Origin of the sequence: Serratia liquefaciens ATCC 27592 (assembly GCF_000422085.1) — a bacterium.
Taxonomy (GTDB): Bacteria; Pseudomonadota; Gammaproteobacteria; order Enterobacterales; family Enterobacteriaceae; genus Serratia; species Serratia liquefaciens.
This window is the reverse complement of record NC_021742.1, coordinates 15,045-37,644: the sequence shown is the minus strand read 5'-3', so window position 1 is coordinate 37,644 and position 22,600 is coordinate 15,045. Positions and strand designations below refer to the sequence as shown.

The window sequence follows — 22,600 nt, the reverse complement described above, 5'->3', positions numbered from 1 at the left end:
CCCCTTGTCGCTAATGAAATTACTTTCTCAAACGAACACTCTCGACTGCATGATTAGCGCTTTTGGTCATAATCAGGCTCGCACGTTCGCGTGTTGGAAGGATATTTTCCTGTAAATTCAATCCATTAATTTCATTCCACAGCTGAGTGGCTATATTAACAGCCTCAGGTTCTGGCAGCTTGGAATAGTTATGGAAATAAGAATCAGGATTAGAAAACGCTCCCTGACGGAATTTAAGGAACCGGTTAATGTACCAGGACTGTAACAGTTCTTCCGGTGCGTCGACATATATAGAGAAATCAACAAAGTCAGAAACAAATACGCGATGCGGATCATGAGGATAGTCCATACCGCTTTGTAAAACGTTGAGCCCTTCCAAAATAAGAATATCCGGCTGCTCGATGACTTTATTTCCTTCAGGAACAACATCATAAATCAAGTGGGAATATACCGGAGCAGTGACGCGTTTGGCGCCGGATTTCACTTCAGAAACGAACTTGACCAGGCTGTGCATATCGTAAGACTGCGGGAAACCTTTTTTCTTCATCAGCCCGCGTTCGTTCAACACTTTATTGGGATGCAGGAAACCATCAGTGGTTATCAGCTCAACGCTACGGTGTTCCGGCCAACTGCTAAGCAATGCCTGTAATAAACGTGCGGTGGTACTTTTGCCTACAGCAACGCTGCCGGCGATGCCGATAACGTAGGGGATTTTTTGTCCATCGGTTCCGAGAAATTGCTCGAGTACGGCCTGACGGCGCAGGTTGGAACTGATATAGAAGTTCAGCAACCGCGACAGCGGCAGATAAATCTGAGCCACCTCTTCCAAAGAGAGATCTTCGTTAATCCCTTTCAGTTTAACAATCTCTTCTTCTGACAGTGTCAGCGGCACCGAATCTCGCAACGCAGCCCACTGGGTACGATCGAACTGAAGATAGGGCGTCGCTAAAGATTGATCTCTTTTTATCATAAGCCAAATTCTGCCTGTTAACGCAGGTTGGGAAAGGCGCCGGACGCCAACTCCAGATAATAAACAAGCTGCATATTATAGACAGCTTCGTTTTTGGCGTAGACTTTTTTCGCAAAAGTTATCGATTGGCGGCAGTTTATGTCAATTGTGAGAAGCGGCGCGCAGTTGATGGCAGAGGCGTTGCAAAGCGGTATCGCTAGGAAATGATACCGCTTTCATGCTAGCTGGCGATGGCAGGGGAGGTTTGGTTAACCGCGAACAGGCGTTTGTAGTAAATGACTGTCGGGTGATAGTAGCCATCGGGTGCGGCGGCATAGTCAGGTAACTCTCCGAGACAGCGATAGCCCAATGAGCGATACAGCGCCTCTGCAGCGGACCCTGCCTGCGTGTCGAGATAAAGCAGGCCGCGCTGTTGCTGAAGTGCTGACTGTTCCAATGCTTTCATCAGGGCTTGTCCGACACCGTTACGACGTGCCCGGCTGTGGACTAATAGTTTTTGTACTTCAGCCCGGTTGCGTCCATTCGGTTTCTGGCACAGCTCCAGTTGTACTGTGCCAATGACGCCGCGCTCGTCTCTGGCAATCCACAACAACAGCTCTCCTTTGGCCAAGGCAGGCCTCAGGCTGTGGAAGTAACTCTCGGCGTCTTCATGCGGGATCAGTGTGTCGTAGCCCACTGAGGCCCCATGCGTTACCGCATCGGTCAACAGGCGAGCCAGTTCATTTCGGTAAATGGGCAGCGTGGCGGCATTAATCAGGACAATTTTCATCGGTCATTCCTCCTGGGTGAAGGGGGTAATGAAGGCTAGCAATAATTGCGCCAGAGCGGTGGTGGGGGCTGTGGCGGCGAAAGCGGTGAGAAATAATGATAGTTGATGTCATTACGTGGGGCACTCATCCCTTTTTTGGTGCATCGATATCACTCACAGTTTCCTGTTTTGGGTTTACGGATTTGAGATAACGGGCACGGGGAAAGAAAGGGTCAATACTTGCAAAAAGTGGATTAAATTGTAGAGAATGATGCCTGCAGTTGATGAATCTTTGCACGCTACGCGCAGTAAATTGCAATACACCGTGCAAAATTGGGTGATTTGTGAGCGAAAGTGCAACTAACGCAATTTTTTTGTTGCATAGGTCGTCCGGTCTACCTAGAATGCGCTGCACTTGATGCCGGCTTAGCTCAGTTGGTAGAGCAACTGACTTGTAATCAGTAGGTCACCAGTTCGATTCCGGTAGCCGGCACCAATCAAGTCACAGTAGTTAAAATCTGGTGGGGTTCCCGAGCGGCCAAAGGGAGCAGACTGTAAATCTGCCGTCACAGACTTCGAAGGTTCGAATCCTTCCCCCACCACCATATCTTGCCTTAGGCAGTTAACTGGCCAGCGATAATCTCGCAACGGTTGACTTGCAGAAGGAGAAGGTGAAAGCCTTCGCAAGGTTCGAGTTGTAGAGCGCATAGCGCAAACAACTCGAAGGGTGAGAGTTAAGCGATAAACAATCCTTCTCCTCCCTTAAAATTCTACAGAAAAGTCAGGTAGCCGAGTTCCAGGATGCGGGCATCGTATAATGGCTATTACCTCAGCCTTCCAAGCTGATGATGTGGGTTCGATTCCCACTGCCCGCTCCAAGATGTGCTGATATAGCTCAGTTGGTAGAGCGCACCCTTGGTAAGGGTGAGGTCGGCAGTTCGAATCTGCCTATCAGCACCACTTCTTATTATCTCGCCCCCTGATTTTCTTTCTGTTCTGGATTCAACAAGCAAATGCTTGGTTGATGTGGTGATACCACCGATTTATCCGTGTCTTAGAGGGACAATCGATGTCTAAAGAAAAGTTTGAACGTTCAAAACCGCACGTTAACGTCGGTACTATCGGCCACGTTGACCACGGTAAAACTACCCTGACTGCAGCAATCACCACCGTTCTGGCTAAAACCTACGGCGGTTCTGCACGTGCTTTCGACCAGATCGATAACGCGCCAGAAGAAAAAGCTCGTGGTATCACCATCAACACTTCTCACGTTGAGTATGACACCCCGACTCGTCACTACGCGCACGTTGACTGCCCAGGGCACGCCGACTACGTTAAAAACATGATCACCGGTGCTGCTCAGATGGACGGCGCTATCCTGGTTGTTGCTGCGACTGACGGCCCAATGCCTCAGACCCGTGAGCACATCCTGCTGGGTCGTCAGGTTGGCGTTCCTTTCATCATCGTATTCATGAACAAATGCGACATGGTTGATGATGAAGAGCTGCTGGAACTGGTAGAAATGGAAGTTCGTGAACTTCTGTCTGCTTACGACTTCCCTGGTGATGACCTGCCGGTTGTTCGTGGTTCAGCGCTGAAAGCACTGGAAGGCGAAGCTGAGTGGGAAGCTAAAATCATCGAGCTGGCCGGTTACCTGGATTCTTACATCCCAGAACCAGAGCGTGCTATCGACAAGCCGTTCCTGCTGCCAATCGAAGACGTCTTCTCCATCTCCGGTCGTGGTACCGTTGTTACCGGTCGTGTTGAGCGCGGTATCGTTAAAGTTGGCGAAGAAGTTGAAATCGTTGGTATCAAAGACACCGTTAAGTCTACCTGTACTGGCGTTGAAATGTTCCGCAAACTGCTGGACGAAGGCCGTGCTGGTGAGAACGTTGGTGTTCTGCTGCGTGGTATCAAGCGTGAAGACATCGAACGTGGTCAGGTACTGGCTAAACCAGGTTCAATCAAGCCACACACCAAGTTCGACTCAGAAGTGTACATCCTGAGCAAAGAAGAAGGTGGTCGTCATACTCCATTCTTCAAAGGCTACCGTCCACAGTTCTACTTCCGTACAACTGACGTGACCGGTACCATCGAACTGCCAGAAGGCGTTGAAATGGTAATGCCAGGTGACAACGTGAACATGGTTGTTACCCTGATCCACCCAATCGCGATGGACGACGGCCTGCGTTTCGCAATCCGTGAAGGCGGCCGTACTGTTGGCGCTGGTGTTGTTGCCAAAGTTATCGCTTAATCGCTGATAACGTTTGACGCGACACGCGGTAAAAGGGCATCATTTGATGCCCTTTTTCTACGCTGTGAACTAGAACCTATCTCATCAGCGATTTTGCAGTCATAATCATTGGTGAGATGGGCTCTTAAAGCCGTATTGACTGAGATACGTCATAGCGTAAAACACCGAAATGCTGCCGAGCGGCATTTGATCGGTTTGGTTTGTCTTGCTGTGCGAGGCAAAGTTGTCTGTTCTGAATTCATTGTGACAGGTTGGTTTATGAGTGCGAATACCGAGGCTCAAGGGAGCGGGCGCGGCCTGGAAACGGCTAAGTGGCTGATCGTCGCCGTTCTGTTGGTTGTAGCGATTGTCGGTAACTATTACTACCGTGATTTCAGCCTGCCATTACGTGCGCTGGCTGTTGTAGTGGTTATCGCTGTTGCTGGCGCTGTAGCGCTGATGACCACCAAAGGCAAGGCCACCGTAGCGTTTGCACGCGAAGCGCGCACTGAAGTGCGCAAGGTGATCTGGCCAACTCGTCAGGAAACGCTACATACCACGTTGATCGTTGCCGCGGTAACTGCCGTGATGTCACTGATTCTGTGGGGCCTGGACGGTATTTTGGTCCGTCTGGTATCGTTTATTACTGGCCTGAGGTTCTAAAATGTCTGAAGCTCCAAAAAAACGTTGGTACGTCGTTCAGGCGTTTTCCGGTTTTGAAGGTCGCGTAGCGCAATCGCTGCGTGAGCACATCAAACTGCACGATATGGAAGAACTGTTCGGCGAAGTGATGGTACCTACGGAAGAAGTTGTTGAGATCCGTGGTGGCCAACGTCGTAAAAGTGAACGTAAATTCTTCCCTGGCTATGTCCTGGTCCAAATGGTAATGAACGATGCCAGCTGGCACCTGGTGCGTAGCGTTCCGCGCGTAATGGGTTTCATCGGCGGCACCTCTGACCGTCCGGCACCGATCAGCGATAAAGAAGTTGATGCGATTATGAACCGCCTGCAGCAGGTGGGTGACAAGCCGCGTCCTAAAACGCTGTTCGAACCGGGTGAACTGGTCCGTGTTAACGATGGTCCGTTTGCTGACTTCAACGGTGTTGTTGAAGAAGTGGATTACGAGAAGAGCCGCCTGAAAGTTTCCGTTTCCATCTTTGGCCGTGCAACGCCGGTGGAACTGGACTTCGCTCAGGTGGAAAAAGGCTGATCAATTAATCAGCAGCGAGTGGCTTTTGCCGCTTGTCAGAGGCGCGAAATTGAACTATAATTTCGCGCCTTTTGTTTTTATAGGCCTTGCTCATTGAGTTGAGCGGGGTGAAACACGGGGAGCCTCTATTGAGGCGATATTACCCAAACCGAGGAATTGTAAATGGCCAAGAAAGTACAAGCCTACGTTAAGCTGCAGGTTGCAGCCGGTATGGCTAACCCAAGTCCGCCAGTTGGTCCAGCTCTGGGTCAGCAAGGCGTTAACATCATGGAATTCTGTAAGGCGTTCAATGCTAAGACTGACAGCGTTGAGAAAGGTCTGCCGATTCCGGTTGTTATTACCGTTTATTCTGATCGCTCCTTCACTTTCGTTACCAAAACCCCGCCAGCAGCAGTTCTGCTGAAAAAAGCGGCTGGTATCAAGTCTGGTTCTGGCAAGCCGAACAAAGACAAAGTAGGTAAAGTGACTCGTGCTCAGGTACGTGAAATCGCAGAAACCAAAGCTGCGGACATGACTGGTTCTGACGTTGAAGCGATGACTCGCTCCATCGAAGGTACTGCTCGTTCCATGGGCCTGGTAGTGGAGGATTAAGAAATGGCTAAGCTGACCAAGCGCATGCGCGTGATCCGTGACAAAGTTGATGCTACTAAACAGTATGACATCACCGAAGCTGTTGCTCTGCTGAAAGAGCTGGCCACCGCTAAATTCGTAGAAAGCGTTGACGTTGCTGTTAACCTCGGCATCGACGCTCGTAAATCTGACCAAAACGTTCGTGGCGCTACCGTTCTGCCAAACGGCACCGGTCGTTCCGTTCGCGTTGCCGTATTTGCCCAGGGCCCTAACGCTGAAGCTGCTAAAGCTGCTGGCGCAGAGCTGGTAGGTATGGAAGATCTGGCAGACCTGATCAAGAAAGGCGAAATGAACTTCGACGTTGTTATTGCTTCCCCGGATGCAATGCGCGTTGTTGGTCAACTGGGCCAGATCCTGGGTCCACGTGGCCTGATGCCAAACCCGAAAGTGGGTACCGTTACTCCGAACGTTGCTGAAGCAGTGAAAAACGCTAAAGCAGGTCAGGTTCGTTACCGTAACGACAAAAACGGCATCATCCATACCACTATCGGTAAGGTTGATTTCGAGTCAGACAAGCTGAAAGAAAACCTGGAAGCCCTGCTGGTTGCGCTGAAAAAAGCAAAACCATCTCAGGCGAAAGGCGTGTACATCAAGAAAGTTAGCCTCTCCACCACCATGGGTGCTGGCGTTGCTATCGATCAAAGCGGCCTGACTGCTGTAGCGAACTAATCGCCCTGCGATTATCGCTTTGACTTGGGGCTAAGGTTCGTCTAGAATCTTATGCCCCAAGGTTTTGCTATTGGCAATAGCCATAGTGGGACAAAGATTTTTCGGTTGGAGCCTGGCCTATCCAGGCCTCCGTCCAAGACCGCAGGTGTATCGAAAGGTACTTAATCCTTCCTGCGTAGACGGTGACAGAGCCTAAAGAAAATTTTTAAATTGTCTTTGCTGGATTCTGCTCACCGTGTTTGAACGCTCTCGCTGCGTGATTTATCACAAGGTGTTGAGTGATGTGAGTGCTGGGGATTTCCCCCGGCTAAATCCAGGAGCAAAAAGCTAATGGCATTAAATCTTCAAGACAAACAAGCGATTGTTGCTGAAGTCAACGAAGTAGCCAAAGGCGCGCTGTCTGCGGTTGTTGCGGATTCCCGTGGCGTTACCGTTGATAAAATGACTGAACTGCGTAAAGCAGGTCGTGAAGCTGGCGTTTACATGCGTGTTGTTCGCAACACCTTGATGCGTCGCGTAGTTGAAGGCACTCCATTCGAATGCCTGAAAGACACGTTTGTCGGTCCTACCTTGATTGCATTCTCTAACGAACACCCGGGCGCTGCTGCTCGTCTGTTCAAAGAGTTCGCGAAAGCGAATGCAAAATTCGAGGTTAAAGCTGCGGCCTTTGAAGGTGAGCTGATCCCTGCGGCACAAATTGACCGCTTGGCAACTCTGCCTACTTACGATGAAGCAATCGCACGCCTGATGGCAACCATGAAAGAAGCCGCTGCCGGCAAATTGGTTCGCACTCTGGCTGCACTGCGCGATCAGAAAGAAGCGGCATAAGCCCTCTTTCTTAGCCTTTGCTTACGTATTTAAACTATTTCTGAATTTTAGGAACATTTGTTATGTCTATCACTAAAGACCAAATTATCGAAGGCGTTGCAGCTCTGTCTGTAATGGAAATCGTTGAACTGATCGCCGCTATGGAAGAGAAGTTCGGTGTTTCTGCTGCTGCTGTAGCTGCAGGTCCTGCTGCTGCTGCTGAAGCTGTTGAAGAAAAAACTGAATTCGACGTTGTACTGAAAGGTATCGGCGCGAACAAAGTTGCAGTAATCAAAGCAGTACGTGGCGCAACTGGCCTGGGTCTGAAAGAAGCTAAAGACCTGGTTGAGTCTGCACCAGCAGCACTGAAAGAAGGCATCAGCAAAGACGACGCTGAAGCACTGAAAAAAGCTCTGGAAGAAGCTGGCGCTGAAGTTGAAGTTAAATAAGCCACTGCTTTCTGAGTGCAGTCTGTTTTAACTAACAGACTGATGGCTGGTGACTTTTTGGTCACCAGCCTTTTTGCGCTGTAGGGCGTCAGTAGAGTTTCACACTGTTTGGCTACTGACTAACCCCAATATTTCTTTCTATCGACGACTTAATATATTGCCTTCCCTGCCGCAGCAAAATCTGCCGTACAGCGCAACGAAATGATTTAAGCGTGATAGAAACGAGTATTGCGGAAAGTGTTCCCGCTTTCCGGTCGACAAAATGGTGTTGCGTGAACCGTCCTATATCCGGACGGACAGATAGGTTCGACTTTCCAGCGAGCTGAGGAACCCTATGGTTTACTCCTATACCGAGAAAAAACGTATTCGTAAGGATTTTGGTAAGCGTCCACAAGTTTTGGACATACCATATCTCCTTTCTATCCAGCTTGATTCGTTCCAGAAGTTTATCGAGCAAGATCCAGAAGGGCAGTACGGCTTAGAAGCCGCATTCCGTTCTGTATTCCCTATCCAGAGCTACAGTGGCAATTCGGAGCTGCAATACGTTAGCTACCGTCTTGGTGAGCCGGTCTTCGACGTCAAAGAGTGCCAGATCCGTGGTGTGACGTTCTCTGCACCGCTGCGCGTAAAACTGCGCCTGGTAATCTACGAGCGTGAAGCTCCGGAAGGTACGGTCAAAGACATCAAGGAACAAGAAGTCTATATGGGCGAGATTCCGCTCATGACCGAAAACGGCACCTTTGTGATCAACGGTACTGAGAGGGTTATCGTATCTCAGCTTCACCGTAGTCCTGGCGTATTCTTCGACAGCGATAAGGGTAAAACCCACTCTTCGGGTAAAGTGCTGTATAACGCACGTATCATCCCTTACCGCGGTTCATGGTTGGATTTCGAGTTTGACCCGAAAGACAATCTGTTTGTACGTATTGACCGTCGCCGTAAATTGCCTGCGACCATCATTCTGCGTGCATTGAACTACACCACTGAGCAGATCCTTGACCTGTTCTTTGCGAAAGTAGTTTTCGAGATCCGTGATAACAAGCTGCAGATGGAGCTGGTTCCAGAGCGTCTGCGTGGTGAGACTGCTTCGTTTGATATCGAAGCCAACGGCAAGATCTACATTGAGAAAGGCCGTCGTATCACCGCTCGTCATATCCGTCAGCTCGAAAAAGACGAAATTCATAGTATTGAAGTACCGGTCGAGTACATCGCGGGCAAAGTGGTCGCGAAGGACTATATCGATACCAATACCGGTGAGCTGATCTGCGCAGCCAACATGGAGCTGTCGCTGGATCTGCTGGCCAAACTGAGCCAGTCAGGCCACAAGCGTATTGAAACGCTGTTCACCAACGATCTGGACCACGGTGCGTACATCTCTGAGACCGTACGTGTCGATCCAACAAGCGATCGTTTGAGCGCGCTGGTAGAAATCTACCGCATGATGCGCCCTGGTGAGCCGCCAACGCGCGAAGCTGCCGAAAGCCTGTTCGAGAACCTGTTCTTCTCTGAAGACCGCTATGATCTGTCTGCGGTTGGTCGTATGAAGTTCAACCGTTCTCTGCTGCGTGACGAGATCGAAGGTTCGGGCATCCTGAGCAAAGACGACATCATTGAAGTGATGAAGAAGCTCATCGATATCCGTAACGGTAAAGGCGAAGTGGACGATATCGACCACTTGGGCAACCGTCGTATCCGTTCCGTCGGCGAAATGGCTGAGAACCAGTTCCGTGTAGGTCTGGTACGTGTTGAGCGTGCGGTGAAAGAACGTCTGTCCCTGGGCGATCTGGATACCCTGATGCCACAGGACATGATCAACGCCAAGCCAATTTCAGCGGCGGTGAAAGAGTTCTTCGGCTCCAGCCAGCTGTCTCAGTTTATGGACCAGAACAACCCGTTGTCCGAGATCACGCACAAGCGTCGTATCTCTGCATTGGGCCCAGGCGGTCTGACCCGTGAACGTGCCGGCTTTGAAGTTCGAGACGTACACCCGACTCACTACGGTCGTGTGTGTCCAATCGAAACGCCGGAAGGTCCAAACATCGGTCTGATCAACTCCTTGTCCGTGTACGCACAGACAAACGAGTATGGCTTCCTGGAAACTCCGTACCGCCGCGTGCGTGACGGCTTGGTTACCGATGAAATCAACTATCTGTCTGCTATTGAAGAAGGCAACTTCGTTATCGCTCAGGCGAACTCCAACCTGGACGAAGACGGCCGCTTCATAGAAGACCTGGTCACCTGTCGTAGCAAAGGCGAATCAAGCCTGTTCAGCCGCGATCAGGTTGACTATATGGACGTATCAACCCAGCAGGTTGTTTCCGTTGGTGCCTCACTGATTCCATTCCTGGAACACGATGACGCCAACCGTGCATTGATGGGTGCGAACATGCAACGTCAGGCGGTTCCAACCTTGCGTGCTGACAAGCCGCTGGTAGGTACCGGTATGGAACGTGCTGTAGCGGTTGACTCCGGTGTTACTGCCGTAGCTCGCCGTGGCGGTGTGATCCAGTACGTGGATGCTTCCCGTATCGTTATCAAAGTTAACGAAGACGAGATGCACGCGGGCGAAGCAGGTATCGATATTTACAACCTGACCAAGTACACCCGTTCTAACCAGAACACCTGCATCAACCAGATGCCGTGTGTGAATCTGGGTGAGCCAATCGAGCGCGGCGACGTGCTGGCAGATGGCCCGTCCACTGACCTGGGTGAACTGGCGCTGGGCCAGAACATGCGCGTGGCGTTCATGCCGTGGAACGGCTACAACTTCGAAGACTCCATCTTGGTGTCCGAGCGTGTAGTTCAGGAAGATCGCTTCACTACCATCCATATCCAGGAACTGGCGTGTGTGTCTCGCGACACCAAGTTGGGGCCTGAAGAGATCACTGCCGACATCCCTAACGTGGGTGAAGCTGCGCTCTCCAAACTGGATGAATCCGGTATCGTATATATCGGTGCTGAAGTAACCGGTGGTGACATTCTGGTCGGTAAGGTAACGCCAAAAGGTGAAACCCAACTGACGCCAGAAGAGAAACTGCTGCGTGCGATCTTCGGTGAGAAGGCATCTGACGTTAAAGATTCCTCTCTGCGTGTACCAAACGGCGTTTCCGGTACGATTATCGACGTGCAGGTCTTCACCCGCGATGGCGTGGAAAAAGACAAGCGTGCGTTGGAAATCGAAGAGATGCAGCTGAAGCAGGCGAAGAAAGACCTGACTGAAGAACTGCAGATCCTGGAAGCTGGCTTGTTCACGCGTATCCATGCGGTGCTGGTTGCCGGCGGTGTCGAAGCTGAGAAGCTGAGCAAACTGCCACGCGATCGCTGGCTGGAACTGGGCCTGACCGACGAAGAGAAGCAAAACCAGCTGGAACAGCTGGCAGAGCAGTACGACGAGCTGAAATCCGACTTCGAGAAGAAGCTGGACGCCAAGCGTCGTAAGATCACCCAGGGCGACGATCTGGCACCAGGCGTGCTGAAAATCGTTAAGGTTTATCTGGCCGTTAAACGTCAGATCCAACCGGGTGACAAAATGGCAGGCCGCCACGGTAACAAAGGTGTTATCTCCAAGATCAACCCGATCGAAGATATGCCTTACGATGAAAACGGCACGCCGGTTGACATCGTACTGAACCCGCTGGGCGTACCATCACGTATGAACATCGGTCAGATCCTGGAAACCCACCTGGGTATGGCTGCGAAAGGCATTGGTGAGAAGATCAACCAAATGCTCAAGCAGCATCAGGAAGTGGCCAAGCTGCGTGAGTTCATTCAGAAGGCCTACGATCTGGGCGACGACGTCTGCCAGAAAGTTGACCTGAACACCTTCACCGACGACGAAGTCCTGCGTCTGGCAGAGAACCTGAAAAAAGGTATGCCAATCGCAACGCCGGTGTTTGATGGTGCGAAAGAGACTGAAATCAAGCAACTGCTGGAAATGGGCGGGATCCCAACCTCGGGTCAGATTACGCTGTTCGATGGCCGTACCGGTGAGCAATTTGAGCGCCAGGTTACCGTTGGCTATATGTACATGCTGAAACTGAACCACTTGGTTGACGATAAGATGCACGCCCGTTCAACCGGTTCTTACAGCTTGGTTACTCAGCAACCGCTGGGTGGTAAGGCGCAGTTCGGTGGTCAACGCTTCGGTGAGATGGAAGTGTGGGCACTGGAAGCATACGGCGCGGCTTATACCCTGCAGGAAATGCTCACCGTTAAGTCGGATGACGTTAACGGCCGTACCAAGATGTACAAAAACATCGTGGATGGCGATCACCGCATGGAACCAGGCATGCCGGAGTCCTTCAACGTACTGTTGAAAGAAATCCGCTCGCTCGGTATCAACATCGAACTGGAAGACGAGTAATCGTTTTTCCAGCTCAGGCTCCCGGCCTTAGGGAGCCTGAGGGTGGTTGTTCAGGTCACACGGGTGCGCGATTTGTCAGCGTGCACCCAACAGGTTTAACTCCGACAGGAGCCAATCCGTGAAAGACTTATTGAAGTTTCTGAAAGCGCAAACTAAGACCGAAGAGTTTGATGCGATCAAGATTGCTCTGGCATCGCCAGACATGATCCGTTCGTGGTCGTTCGGTGAAGTTAAAAAGCCGGAAACCATTAACTACCGTACGTTCAAACCAGAACGTGACGGCCTTTTCTGCGCCCGTATCTTCGGGCCGGTAAAAGACTACGAGTGCCTGTGCGGTAAGTACAAGCGCTTAAAACACCGCGGCGTGATCTGTGAGAAGTGCGGCGTTGAAGTGACCCAGACCAAAGTACGTCGTGAGCGTATGGGCCACATCGAGCTGGCTTCACCGACTGCGCACATCTGGTTCCTGAAATCGCTGCCTTCGCGCATCGGTTTGCTGCTGGATATGCCGCTGCGTGACATCGAACGTGTACTGTACTTCGAATCCTATGTGGTTGTTGAAGGCGGTATGACTAACCTCGAGCGTCGTCAGATCCTGACTGAAGAGCAGTATCTGGATGCGCTGGAAGAGTTCGGTGACGAATTCGACGCCAAGATGGGTGCGGAAGCTATTCAGGCCCTGTTGAAAAACATGGATCTGGAAGCCGAGTGCGAGCAGCTGCGCGAAGAGCTGAACGAAACCAACTCCGAAACCAAGCGTAAGAAGCTGACCAAGCGTATCAAGCTGCTGGAAGCGTTCGTGCAGTCTGGCAACAAGCCAGAGTGGATGATCCTGACCGTGCTGCCGGTACTGCCGCCGGATCTGCGCCCGCTGGTTCCGTTGGATGGGGGCCGTTTCGCGACTTCAGATCTGAACGATCTGTATCGCCGCGTGATCAACCGTAACAACCGTCTGAAACGCCTGCTGGATCTGGCTGCGCCTGACATCATCGTGCGCAACGAAAAGCGTATGCTGCAAGAAGCGGTAGATGCCCTGCTGGATAACGGCCGTCGCGGTCGTGCCATCACCGGTTCCAACAAACGTCCTCTGAAATCTTTGGCCGATATGATCAAAGGTAAACAGGGTCGTTTCCGTCAGAACCTGTTGGGTAAACGTGTTGACTACTCTGGTCGTTCTGTAATCACCGTAGGTCCATACCTGCGTCTGCATCAGTGCGGTCTGCCTAAGAAAATGGCACTGGAGCTGTTCAAACCGTTCATCTACGGCAAATTGGAGCTGCGTGGCCTGGCCACCACTATCAAAGCCGCCAAGAAAATGGTTGAGCGCGAAGAAGCTGTCGTTTGGGATATCCTGGACGAAGTTATCCGCGAACACCCGGTACTGCTGAACCGTGCACCAACCCTGCACCGTTTGGGTATCCAGGCGTTTGAACCGGTTCTGATCGAAGGCAAGGCAATCCAGCTGCACCCGCTGGTTTGTGCGGCATACAACGCCGACTTCGATGGTGACCAGATGGCTGTTCACGTACCGTTGACGCTGGAAGCTCAGCTGGAAGCGCGTGCGTTGATGATGTCTACCAACAACATCCTGTCACCTGCGAACGGCGAGCCAATCATCGTTCCTTCTCAGGACGTTGTATTGGGTCTGTACTACATGACCCGTGACTGTGTTAACGCCAAAGGCGAAGGCATGGTGCTGAGCGGCCCGAAAGAAGCGGAGCGTATTTACCGCGCCGGTCTGGCTTCTCTGCATGCGCGTGTCAAAGTGCGTATCACCGAAGAGATCAAAAACACCGAAGGCGAGTCTGTACACCAGACTTCGATCATCGACACTACCGTTGGTCGCGCCATCCTGTGGATGATCGTGCCGCGCGGTCTGCCGTACTCGATCGTTAACCAGCCTTTGGGCAAAAAAGCTATCTCCAAGATGCTGAACACCTGTTACCGCATCCTGGGCCTGAAGCCGACCGTTATCTTTGCTGACCAGATCATGTACACCGGTTTTGCTTACGCAGCCCGTTCAGGCGCTTCCGTAGGTATCGACGACATGGTTATCCCGGCCAAGAAAGCGGAGATCATCGAAGAAGCGGAAACCGAAGTTGCCGAGATCCAGGAGCAGTTCCAATCTGGTCTGGTTACCGCCGGCGAACGCTACAACAAAGTGATCGATATCTGGGCTGCGGCAAACGAACGTGTTGCTAAAGCGATGATGGAAAACCTGTCGGTTGAAGACGTGGTTAACCGTGACGGCGTTGTGGAACAACAAGTTTCCTTCAACAGCATCTTTATGATGGCCGACTCCGGTGCGCGTGGTTCCGCCGCTCAGATTCGTCAGCTGGCCGGTATGCGTGGTCTGATGGCGAAGCCGGACGGCTCCATCATCGAAACGCCAATCACCGCGAACTTCCGTGAAGGTCTGAACGTACTCCAGTACTTCATCTCCACGCACGGTGCTCGTAAAGGTCTGGCGGATACCGCACTGAAAACGGCTAACTCCGGTTATCTGACCCGTCGTCTGGTTGACGTGGCGCAGGACTTGGTAGTTACCGAAGACGACTGTGGTACTCACAACGGCATCATGATGACTCCGGTTATCGAAGGTGGTGACGTTAAAGAGCCACTGCGTGAACGCGTTCTGGGTCGTGTGACAGCAGAAGATGTTATCAAGCCGGGTACGGCTGACATCCTGGTGCCACGCAACACCCTGCTGAACGAGAAGACCTGTGACCTGTTGGAAGAAAACTCTGTCGACAGCGTTAAAGTCCGTTCCGTAGTGAGCTGTGAAACCGACTTTGGTGTGTGTGCAAACTGCTATGGTCGCGACCTGGCACGTGGTCACATCATCAACAAAGGCGAAGCTATCGGCGTTATCGCGGCACAGTCAATCGGTGAGCCGGGTACACAGCTGACGATGCGTACGTTCCACATCGGTGGTGCGGCATCTCGTGCGGCTGCTGAATCCAGCATCCAGGTGAAAAACAAGGGTAGCCTGAAGCTGAGCAATGTGAAGTTCGTCATGAACGCCGCAGGCAAGCTGGTGATTACCTCTCGTAACACCGAACTGAAGCTGATCGACGAATTCGGCCGTACCAAAGAAAGCTACAAAGTGCCTTATGGTGCCGTGATGGGCAAAGGTGACGGTGCAGAAGTTAACGGCGGCGAAACCGTTGCTAACTGGGATCCGCACACCATGCCAGTTATCACCGAAGTGAGTGGTTTCATCCGCTTCGCTGATATGGTTGACGGCCAGACCATTACACGCCAGACCGACGAACTGACCGGTTTGTCTTCTCTGGTTGTACTGGACAGCGCAGAGCGTACCGGTAGCGGTAAAGACCTGCGTCCGGCACTGAAAATCGTTGATGCCAAAGGCGACGACGTGTTGATCCCAGGTACTGATATGCCTGCTCAATACTTCCTGCCAGGTAAAGCGATTGTGCAGCTGGAAGACGGCATTCAGATCGGTGCGGGTGATACCCTGGCGCGTATTCCTCAGGAATCCGGCGGTACCAAGGATATTACCGGTGGTCTGCCACGCGTTGCGGATCTGTTCGAAGCACGTCGTCCGAAAGAGCCTGCAATCCTGGCTGAAATCAGCGGGATTATCTCGTTCGGTAAAGAGACCAAAGGCAAACGTCGCCTGGTCATCTCTCCACTGGACGGCAGCGACGCTTACGAAGAGATGATTCCAAAATGGCGTCAGCTCAACGTGTTTGAAGGCGAAGTTGTGGAGCGTGGTGACGTTGTTTCTGACGGCCCAGAATCTCCGCACGACATTCTGCGTCTGCGTGGTGTGCATGCGGTTACCCGCTACATCACCAACGAAGTGCAGGAAGTTTACCGTCTGCAAGGCGTTAAGATTAACGATAAACACATTGAAGTTATCGTTCGTCAGATGCTGCGTAAAGGCACCATCGTCAGCGCAGGTGGCACCGAGTTCCTGGAAGGCGAGCAGGCTGAAGTGTCACGCGTTAAGATTGCCAACCGTCAGCTTGCTGCTGAAGGCAAAATCGAGGCAACCTTCTCACGCGATCTGCTGGGTATCACCAAGGCTTCCTTGGCGACCGAGTCCTTCATCTCCGCAGCATCGTTCCAGGAAACGACGCGCGTTCTGACCGAAGCGGCTGTTGCCGGTAAGCGTGATGAACTGCGTGGCCTGAAAGAGAACGTCATCGTGGGCCGTCTGATCCCAGCCGGTACCGGTTACGCTTATCATCAGGACCGTATGCGCCGTAAAGCACAGGGTGAAGTGCCAGTTGTTCCGCAGGTGAGCGCGGAAGAAGCAACGGCTAACCTGGCTGAACTGCTGAATGCAGGCTTGGGCGGCAACAACGATTAATCGTTGAATGCACTCGGGATCCGGCTTGCCGGTGCCTTGCCAGATAAACCGCTCCTCCGGGGGCGGTTTTTTTTTGCCCGCTCCGGCAGGGGGAATTTTTGCTACTATGAATAAACCCAAAATAATGGCTAAAATCACCTGCGTGCTATTACAACCAAGGATTGTACAGATATGGACAGCCTGATCACCTTCGAGAAACTTACGGCAAAACACCTGCCTTACCTGTATGAAATTAGATTCTCCGTCGAAGAGAACCCGCTTCACCCTCACCAGATCCAATATCTTCATAGGACCCAGGCACTGGATGATATCAATCAGGGGGGTGGTTGGATTTGTAAGTGCGGTGATGATTACGCCGGCGTAGGTTTCGGGCTCTTTATTCCTGAACCCTTGATCGGTGGGCTGTTTGTTAAACCGGAATACCAGTCGAAGGGGATAGGTTCTGCCTTACTGAATGCAGTAACGGCATGGTTATTCGAAAATGGCGCTCAAGAGATCCATCTCACTACCGATCCGGGATCGAAGGCTGAAGCGTTTTATCAGCGGCGCGGGTGGGTTGCCATTGGCAAGGATGAGTTTGGTCAGGCGGAGCTGGTTAAACGTAAAGGTGATAAGTAATGAAAATCAAAGGATTGATAGCATTATTTCTGATGTCTCTGTTTAGCGCTCCACTCTATGCTGGCGTTGATTATTTTTATCTTAAAAAGAGTGATGGCGAGAAGGTTAAGATTACGCTAAAGGCGTTAGAGGCGATGCCATCTTCTTCGATTAAAACCTCTACCAATTTCACTCCTGAGGCCGTTTTTACCGGCGTTGAGTTTGGCGTGCTGGCAAAGGAATATGGCCTGACGGGAAGTAAGGTTCGCGCTTTTGCCTGGGATGATTATTCATATTCAATGCCCGTTGCTGAGTTGGCTAAATACAAGGTTATTATCGCCTATAAGAAAAATGGCGAGCTTATGGACGTCGCACAGTTAGGCCCTTTTGCGATTATCTATCCTCGAGATAGCCACCCAGAGTTGAACAATATTGATGTGAACGCAAAAACCGTTTGGCAGATAAAGATGCTAGAGGTTAAGTGAAATGAGCAAAAAATTTATCGGGACGCTTGTCGCTCTGGTTGCAGTGTTGGTGCTCTTAGTTTTACTGATTGCCACAAATTTCGGCAATGTGAAAGAGCGATACAAGCAGATTGAGCCCAATCTCGATAATTACTCTGTTGCTGAAATCCTCTTTTTGTCATTTGAAAGGACAAAAACCGCATTGCTGCTGGGCGATGAGGATAACTACGACGCTTTTATGCTCAAAAAGAAAATATTTGCATCAAAAATTGCCATTCTTGAGGGGCGCTCGACGTTCAGCGATGCTTTTTATTATGATGAAGAATTTATAAAAACCATTGCGGTTTTGAAGCAGCAGTATGCTGAGCTGGATCAACTTAGCGTTGAGTTGTTAAATGGCACCAAAACCAGAGCAGATATACTCTCCTTTATGGACGAGATGGAAATTACCCTGGTCGATATTCAAGAGATAATCTACAAAATACAGATAAGGAATTTCACCGAGGTTAAAGACATCATCAAAGATAATTCAGGTAAAGCCGAGCTGTTTGCTATTATTTCACTGGTGCTGATTTTCTTGATGATGTTCCTGATTTTGAAGCATGCGTTTTCACTGAAGGAGATAGTTAAGAATAAGAATATCTTTATTTCTTCCATTTACCATGAGATAGCCGGCTCAACGCAGGCCATCGTGATTGCGGCAGACATCATGGAGCATGAGTTGGTGCAGGATGAGTTAAAAAAAGAGGCCAGGCTCATCTCGCATCACGGCAATAAAATTGCAGAGCAAACGCGTGAGGTCATGGATTACTCACGGCTTGAAATGGGGGAAGTAAAGGTCAATGATTCTCTGTTTTCACTCAATGAGGTGGTTGACGATGCTGTTGCTGCGGTGGGTGGGGACGGTCGCAATAAATTTATTGTCCGGTATTCGTCTTATTCAGGGGAAGTTCATTCCGATAAATACAAGTTATATCGAATAATCGTCAATCTGTTGGGTAATGCCGATAAATATACCCATTGCGGCTTGGTAATTCTGAATGTGAAGGTTTGTCACGGTCGTCTTTATCTTCTGGTGAAAGATAACGGTATCGGCTTTAACGTGAAAAATATTAACAGATTATATAAAGCATTTAATCAGGGGGTGGAAAGAGAGACGCGCCAGGGGCTGGGCTTGGGCCTGACCATTATAAAGAACTATGTGACCAGGATGAAGGGCACCCTCAGAGTAAAATCTGTTGAAGGTAAAGGCTCGTCATTCCTCATTTGCTTGCCAATAAAATCAGTTGAAAAACAAATGGGAAAGCAACAGTGAAGAAATAATCAGCGGCTTGGCTGGTTTCTCAATCAAATGTACGTCGTAGTTTAATATCATATCGCCGATGTTTTTCTCATAGTGGTGTAACTGGCCTGTCAGGATGATGATTTGTGCATGGGTATCCACTCGGTCTTTTATCTTTTCTACGACCTTTTCTGATGTCTCGCCAAAGTCTAACAGCCAATCAAGGATAAAGGCCTCGTAGGTATATTGCTCCAGGGTGTCGATGATCGCCTTAGCGGTTGGAAAAGTCTCTGTTTCGATACCGTAGCGGGTGGTGATTTTTTTTAGCAACTCCAGGATGTCTTGGTCATTGTCGAGGATGGCAATTCTGGGTGCCGGAAGAAAGTCTATTTTCCTGACCTTATACAGCTCTGTGCCCGCGCTTTTATCTCTGCCGGTGTTAATAATAAAAAGATCGTCTTTTCTGAACGCATAGGTTTCCCCGTCCTCAATGCTGTCTACCGGCTTGTCATCAACCTCGATATTGCACCGTTTATGTATGCTGTTCATGATAAACACGCAGTTGTGGGCTCTGCGTCCTTCAAACGATTCATTGAAGTATTGAAATACTCTTTTTATCTCGTCGAGAGTGATGCCTCTTTTACCGTCCAGCTTCTGCTTGGCGCTGTTATATTGAAGGTTCAGAATGCTTGCCATGGTTGATGCGTGCTTTCTGTCACCTACCCCTTTCTGGGCCAGCAACGTACTGATTGCCTCTGCGTAATTTGGCGTTTTTTTCATGATCACCTCGATTTTTCTGGTGTTGACCACGAGCATTTGCTGTCCCGAGGTTGCCTGCTGGCTCGATTATAGATGAAGTCAGGGTGGCTGCGGCGATATCCGTTTGATTTTCATGACTAAACTCAAATTACACTCAATAGCACTCAAAAAAACACTCAAAAGACATTCACATTTTATCGTTGATATGATTAATTAGCTCTTATATGTGCGATTCGCGTTCCTGGGGGGGCTGCCTGTCTCACAGAATAAGCTGCCTGCTCCTGTCTTCAAGCTAGGGGCAGGCAGCAAAAAAAGATACACGGCCGACGCCAGGGCCATTACAGCATCAGGGACTCATCACATCACATCACATCACCGCGGCGCAGGTGGTCACACCTTGCTCGCCTGTTGATATTGTCGCACGCTTTCTGCTACTTCTTCTGGCGCCACTACGCCTTCTTTCCCGACTACGACTGCCTGTGACGTGCCCAGTGCCACAATCCGATCGCCGACACTGAAAGTATGAGTCGCATAAAAGTAACGATCGTCCCAGTGGGTAATGGTCATACTGACTTGATAACGTTGGAAGGGCTGCAGCGCCTTTTTGTAATTCATATTCAGTTGACTGACGATCGGCGACCAACGCCGCTTGAGCATCAGCTTCATTAATCCGGTTCGCATAAACATATCCACCCGATTGAGGTCGCACACCGTCAGGTAGCGGCCATTATTCATGTGCAGATTGATATCGATATCATTTAGCCATACTCGAGTTTGCAGGGTGCTGGTCAGGTCATCCATTGACATGCGCGCTTTCCAGCGTGATGAGATAAAGATCCAAATCAGTCGCAGGTACAGGTTCATGGTTATTATTCCGCCGGGGGTGAGAGGTTAAATGTGGTCCAACCAGTTAGCTTTGTCAAAATCCCCGAACCGCGTTGATGAGTGCGCAAACCGAAAAGGAAGGCCCGGATCGCGCGGGAGGGTATCCGGTACGATCCGGGGATGGGTAAGGCGGGGCCATTGAGAAGGTAACGGCCCCGGCCGGCGCCGGGTTTGGCGGCCGGCAGAGGGACTATAGCCGGTGTGATTTTCGGCACCAGCTTGGTTGATAGACTTTGCGCAGTCTATCTTTGGATTTCCCTGCAATGGTTAATGGGTTGCAGCTTATTGCGCGCCACGCCCAAGATAGCCGTCCCAGTCTTTCCACACCGGCTGCAAACCGGCATCGCTAATCGCTTGCGCCACCTGTTGCGGCGTACGGCCATCATGCGGTTCGAACTGCTCCAGTTCAGGCGGCACGTCGTCGGCATAGCCACCGGGTTGTGTCTTGGATCCGGCACTGACGCTGTTGATCGCCACCGGGATCATATGATCGCGGAAGAACGGGGATTCACGCGTCGACAAAGAAAGTTCCACGTCGGGGGCGAACAGCCGGAAAGCACAGATCAACTGCACCAGTTGCGGTTCACTCATGATCGACGCCGGTTCTATACCGCCGGCGCAGGGGCGCAAACGCGGGAACGAGATGGAATAACGGCTCTGCCAATAGGTTTGCTGCAGGTAGAATAAGTGCTCGGCCAGCATATAGCAGTCGGTGCGCCAACTGTTGGAGAGCCCGACCAGAGCGCCGAGACCGATCTTGTCGATCCCGGCGCGGCCCAGGCGATCCGGCGTGGCCAACCGCCAATGAAAGTCCTGTTTCTGCCCACGGAGGTGATGCTGCAGATAGGTGGCGGGATGATAGGTTTCCTGATACACCAACACGCCATCCAGCCCCAGCGTTTTCAGTTCGGCATACTCTTCCTGCGCCAGCGGTTGTACCTCCATCATCAGCGAACTGAAATGGCGGCGGATCGCCGGAATATGCTGGCGAAAGTAATCCATGCCGACCTTGGTTTGGTGTTCACCGGTGACCAGCAGCAGATGCTCAAAACCCAAAGCTTTAATCGCCAGACACTCGCGTTCGATTTCTGCGGCATCCAGGGTTTTGCGCTTGATGCGATTGCTCATTGAAAAACCGCAGTAAGTGCAGTCATTAGCGCACAGATTAGACAGGTATAAGGGCACATAGAAGCTGACCACGTTACCAAAACGTTGGCGAGTCAGTTGCTGTGCACGTTGCGCCAAAGGTTCCAGATAGTGCGCCGCGGCAGGGGAGATCAATGCCATAAAGTCTTCACGCGTCAGCTTGTCCGCATTGAGTGCACGCTCCACATCCCGCGCCGTCTTACTGTTAATGCGCAGCGAGATGTCGTCCCAATCCAACTGCTGCCAGCGGCGGCTGAAATCATCGGCCATCACAACGTCTCCCCGGCCTGGCTGAGAAAAGCCGTCAGCGGGCTGGAAGCCGCCGCACTACGTTGGCTACTGCCCAAACCGGCTTGACGCGCCAGTTCACCGGCTTCCAAGGCCAAACGGAAAGCATGCGCCATCTGTACGGGATCGCGTGCCACGGCGATAGCCGTATTCACCAGCACCGCATCGGCACCCAGTTCCATGGCTTCCAGTGCATGGCTCGGCGCACCGATACCGGCGTCCACCACCACCGGCACTTTGGCCTGTTCGATAATGATCTCCAGAAAGTCGCGGGTGCGCAGCCCCCGGTTGGAACCGATTGGCGATCCGAGTGGCATGACCGCCGCGCAGCCCACTTCTTCCAGCCGTTTGCATAGCACCGGGTCGGCACCGCAGTAAGGCAGCACCACAAAGCCTTCTTTTACCAAGGTTTCCGCCGCTTTCAGGGTTTCTATGGGGTCCGGCAGCAGGTATTTCACATCAGGGTGAATTTCCAGTTTTACCCAGTGAGTGCCGAGTGCCTCACGCGCCAGCCGGGCGGCAAACACCGCTTCGCCGGCGGTTTTGGCGCCAGAGGTATTGGGCAGCAGGCGAACGCCCAACTGTTGCAGCGGCGCCAGAATGGCATCATTGCCACCGCGCAGATCAACGCGCTTCATCGCCATGGTGACCAGCTGCGAACCGGAGGCCTGCAGGGCTTCCAGCATCAGCGCTGGGGTGGCGAACTTGCCGGTGCCGGTAAACAGGCGTGAAGTAAAGGTGGTATCGGCGATTTGTAGCAT

18 protein-coding genes, 4 tRNA genes and 1 other RNA gene are annotated in these 22,600 nt (G+C 51.4%); 17 read left to right on the top strand and 6 right to left on the bottom strand.

Annotation, left to right across the window (positions count from 1 at the left end):
- Window positions 1–19 precede the first annotated feature (19 nt).
- Together coaA and M495_RS24590 are read right to left on the bottom strand one after the other, a co-directional pair.
- Window positions 20–970: a type I pantothenate kinase gene (gene coaA / locus M495_RS24595; RefSeq protein WP_020828749.1), complete on the bottom strand. Its 951-nt coding sequence runs from the start codon at window positions 968–970 to the stop codon at window positions 20–22.
- Between the two features lie 220 nt (window positions 971–1,190).
- Window positions 1,191–1,739 (bottom strand): GNAT family N-acetyltransferase, encoded by a 549-nt coding sequence (locus M495_RS24590; RefSeq protein ID WP_020828748.1) that lies wholly within the window; start codon window positions 1,737–1,739, stop codon window positions 1,191–1,193.
- 399 nt (window positions 1,740–2,138) lie between these two features.
- On the opposite strand from M495_RS24590, the gene M495_RS24585 reads away from it, so the two are divergent.
- From M495_RS24585 to M495_RS24510, 17 genes are all read left to right on the top strand, one after another.
- A tRNA-Thr gene (locus M495_RS24585) sits at window positions 2,139–2,214 on the top strand.
- Between the two features lie 24 nt (window positions 2,215–2,238).
- Window positions 2,239–2,323 (top strand) — tRNA-Tyr (locus M495_RS24580).
- Window positions 2,324–2,369: 46 nt separating this feature from the next.
- Window positions 2,370–2,484: non-coding RNA, RtT sRNA (locus M495_RS25285), on the top strand.
- 37 nt (window positions 2,485–2,521) lie between these two features.
- Window positions 2,522–2,596 (top strand) — tRNA-Gly (locus M495_RS24575).
- A 6-nt stretch (window positions 2,597–2,602) separates the two neighbouring features.
- Window positions 2,603–2,678 (top strand) — tRNA-Thr (locus M495_RS24570).
- Window positions 2,679–2,787: 109 nt separating this feature from the next.
- Window positions 2,788–3,972 carry an elongation factor Tu gene (gene tuf / locus M495_RS24565; protein ID WP_020828747.1) on the top strand — a complete coding sequence of 395 codons (1,185 nt, stop codon included), beginning with the start codon at window positions 2,788–2,790 and terminating at the stop codon, window positions 3,970–3,972.
- A 258-nt stretch (window positions 3,973–4,230) separates the two neighbouring features.
- Complete coding sequence (gene secE, locus M495_RS24560; RefSeq protein WP_020828746.1) at window positions 4,231–4,614, top strand: preprotein translocase subunit SecE; 384 nt, start codon at window positions 4,231–4,233, stop codon at window positions 4,612–4,614.
- A 1-nt stretch (window position 4,615) separates the two neighbouring features.
- Complete coding sequence (gene nusG / locus M495_RS24555; protein WP_004953928.1) at window positions 4,616–5,161, top strand: transcription termination/antitermination protein NusG; 546 nt, start codon at window positions 4,616–4,618, stop codon at window positions 5,159–5,161.
- Window positions 5,162–5,323: 162 nt separating this feature from the next.
- Window positions 5,324–5,752 (top strand): 50S ribosomal protein L11, encoded by a 429-nt coding sequence (gene rplK / locus M495_RS24550; RefSeq protein ID WP_015376316.1) that lies wholly within the window; start codon window positions 5,324–5,326, stop codon window positions 5,750–5,752.
- Between the two features lie 3 nt (window positions 5,753–5,755).
- The gene (rplA, locus tag M495_RS24545) at window positions 5,756–6,460 is read left to right on the top strand and encodes a 50S ribosomal protein L1 (protein ID WP_004953932.1); all 705 of its coding nucleotides are present in this window, start codon (window positions 5,756–5,758) and stop codon (window positions 6,458–6,460) included.
- A gap of 330 nt (window positions 6,461–6,790) precedes the next feature.
- Entirely contained in the window at window positions 6,791–7,288 is a 498-nt protein-coding gene (gene rplJ, locus M495_RS24540) for a 50S ribosomal protein L10 (RefSeq protein ID WP_020828745.1), read from the top strand.
- Window positions 7,289–7,350: 62 nt separating this feature from the next.
- Window positions 7,351–7,716, top strand: a complete 366-nt coding sequence (gene rplL, locus M495_RS24535) for a 50S ribosomal protein L7/L12 (protein ID WP_012004743.1) — start codon at window positions 7,351–7,353, stop codon at window positions 7,714–7,716.
- Between the two features lie 334 nt (window positions 7,717–8,050).
- Window positions 8,051–12,079 (top strand): DNA-directed RNA polymerase subunit beta, encoded by a 4,029-nt coding sequence (rpoB, locus tag M495_RS24530; RefSeq protein WP_020828744.1) that lies wholly within the window; start codon window positions 8,051–8,053, stop codon window positions 12,077–12,079.
- 118 nt (window positions 12,080–12,197) lie between these two features.
- On the top strand, window positions 12,198–16,418 hold the full coding sequence (gene rpoC, locus M495_RS24525; RefSeq protein ID WP_020828743.1) for a DNA-directed RNA polymerase subunit beta': 4,221 nt from the start codon (window positions 12,198–12,200) through the stop codon (window positions 16,416–16,418).
- A 171-nt stretch (window positions 16,419–16,589) separates the two neighbouring features.
- A complete protein-coding gene (locus M495_RS24520; protein WP_020828742.1) occupies window positions 16,590–17,036 on the top strand; it encodes a GNAT family N-acetyltransferase in 447 nt (148 codons plus the stop codon).
- Window positions 17,036–17,500, top strand: a complete 465-nt coding sequence (locus M495_RS24515) for an oxidoreductase (RefSeq protein ID WP_020828741.1) — start codon at window positions 17,036–17,038, stop codon at window positions 17,498–17,500. Before M495_RS24520 ends, M495_RS24515 begins: the two co-directional genes overlap by 1 nt.
- A gap of 1 nt (window position 17,501) precedes the next feature.
- Window positions 17,502–18,794 carry a sensor histidine kinase gene (locus M495_RS24510; RefSeq protein ID WP_020828740.1) on the top strand — a complete coding sequence of 431 codons (1,293 nt, stop codon included), beginning with the start codon at window positions 17,502–17,504 and terminating at the stop codon, window positions 18,792–18,794.
- Here M495_RS24510 and M495_RS24505 read toward each other — a convergent pair.
- From M495_RS24505 to M495_RS24490, 4 genes are all read right to left on the bottom strand, one after another.
- On the bottom strand, window positions 18,762–19,577 hold the full coding sequence (locus M495_RS24505) for a helix-turn-helix domain-containing protein (RefSeq protein ID WP_020828739.1): 816 nt from the start codon (window positions 19,575–19,577) through the stop codon (window positions 18,762–18,764). The two genes, M495_RS24510 and M495_RS24505, sit on opposite strands and share 33 nt — an antisense overlap.
- Window positions 19,578–19,910: 333 nt before the next feature.
- Window positions 19,911–20,384, bottom strand: coding sequence for a thioesterase family protein (locus M495_RS24500; RefSeq protein ID WP_020828738.1), 474 nt, complete (start codon window positions 20,382–20,384; stop codon window positions 19,911–19,913).
- Between the two features lie 303 nt (window positions 20,385–20,687).
- Complete coding sequence (gene thiH / locus M495_RS24495) at window positions 20,688–21,821, bottom strand: 2-iminoacetate synthase ThiH (RefSeq protein ID WP_020828737.1); 1,134 nt, start codon at window positions 21,819–21,821, stop codon at window positions 20,688–20,690.
- The gene (locus M495_RS24490) at window positions 21,821–22,600 is read right to left on the bottom strand and encodes a thiazole synthase (protein WP_020828736.1); all 780 of its coding nucleotides are present in this window, start codon (window positions 22,598–22,600) and stop codon (window positions 21,821–21,823) included. The genes thiH and M495_RS24490 overlap by 1 nt, the downstream gene beginning before the upstream one ends.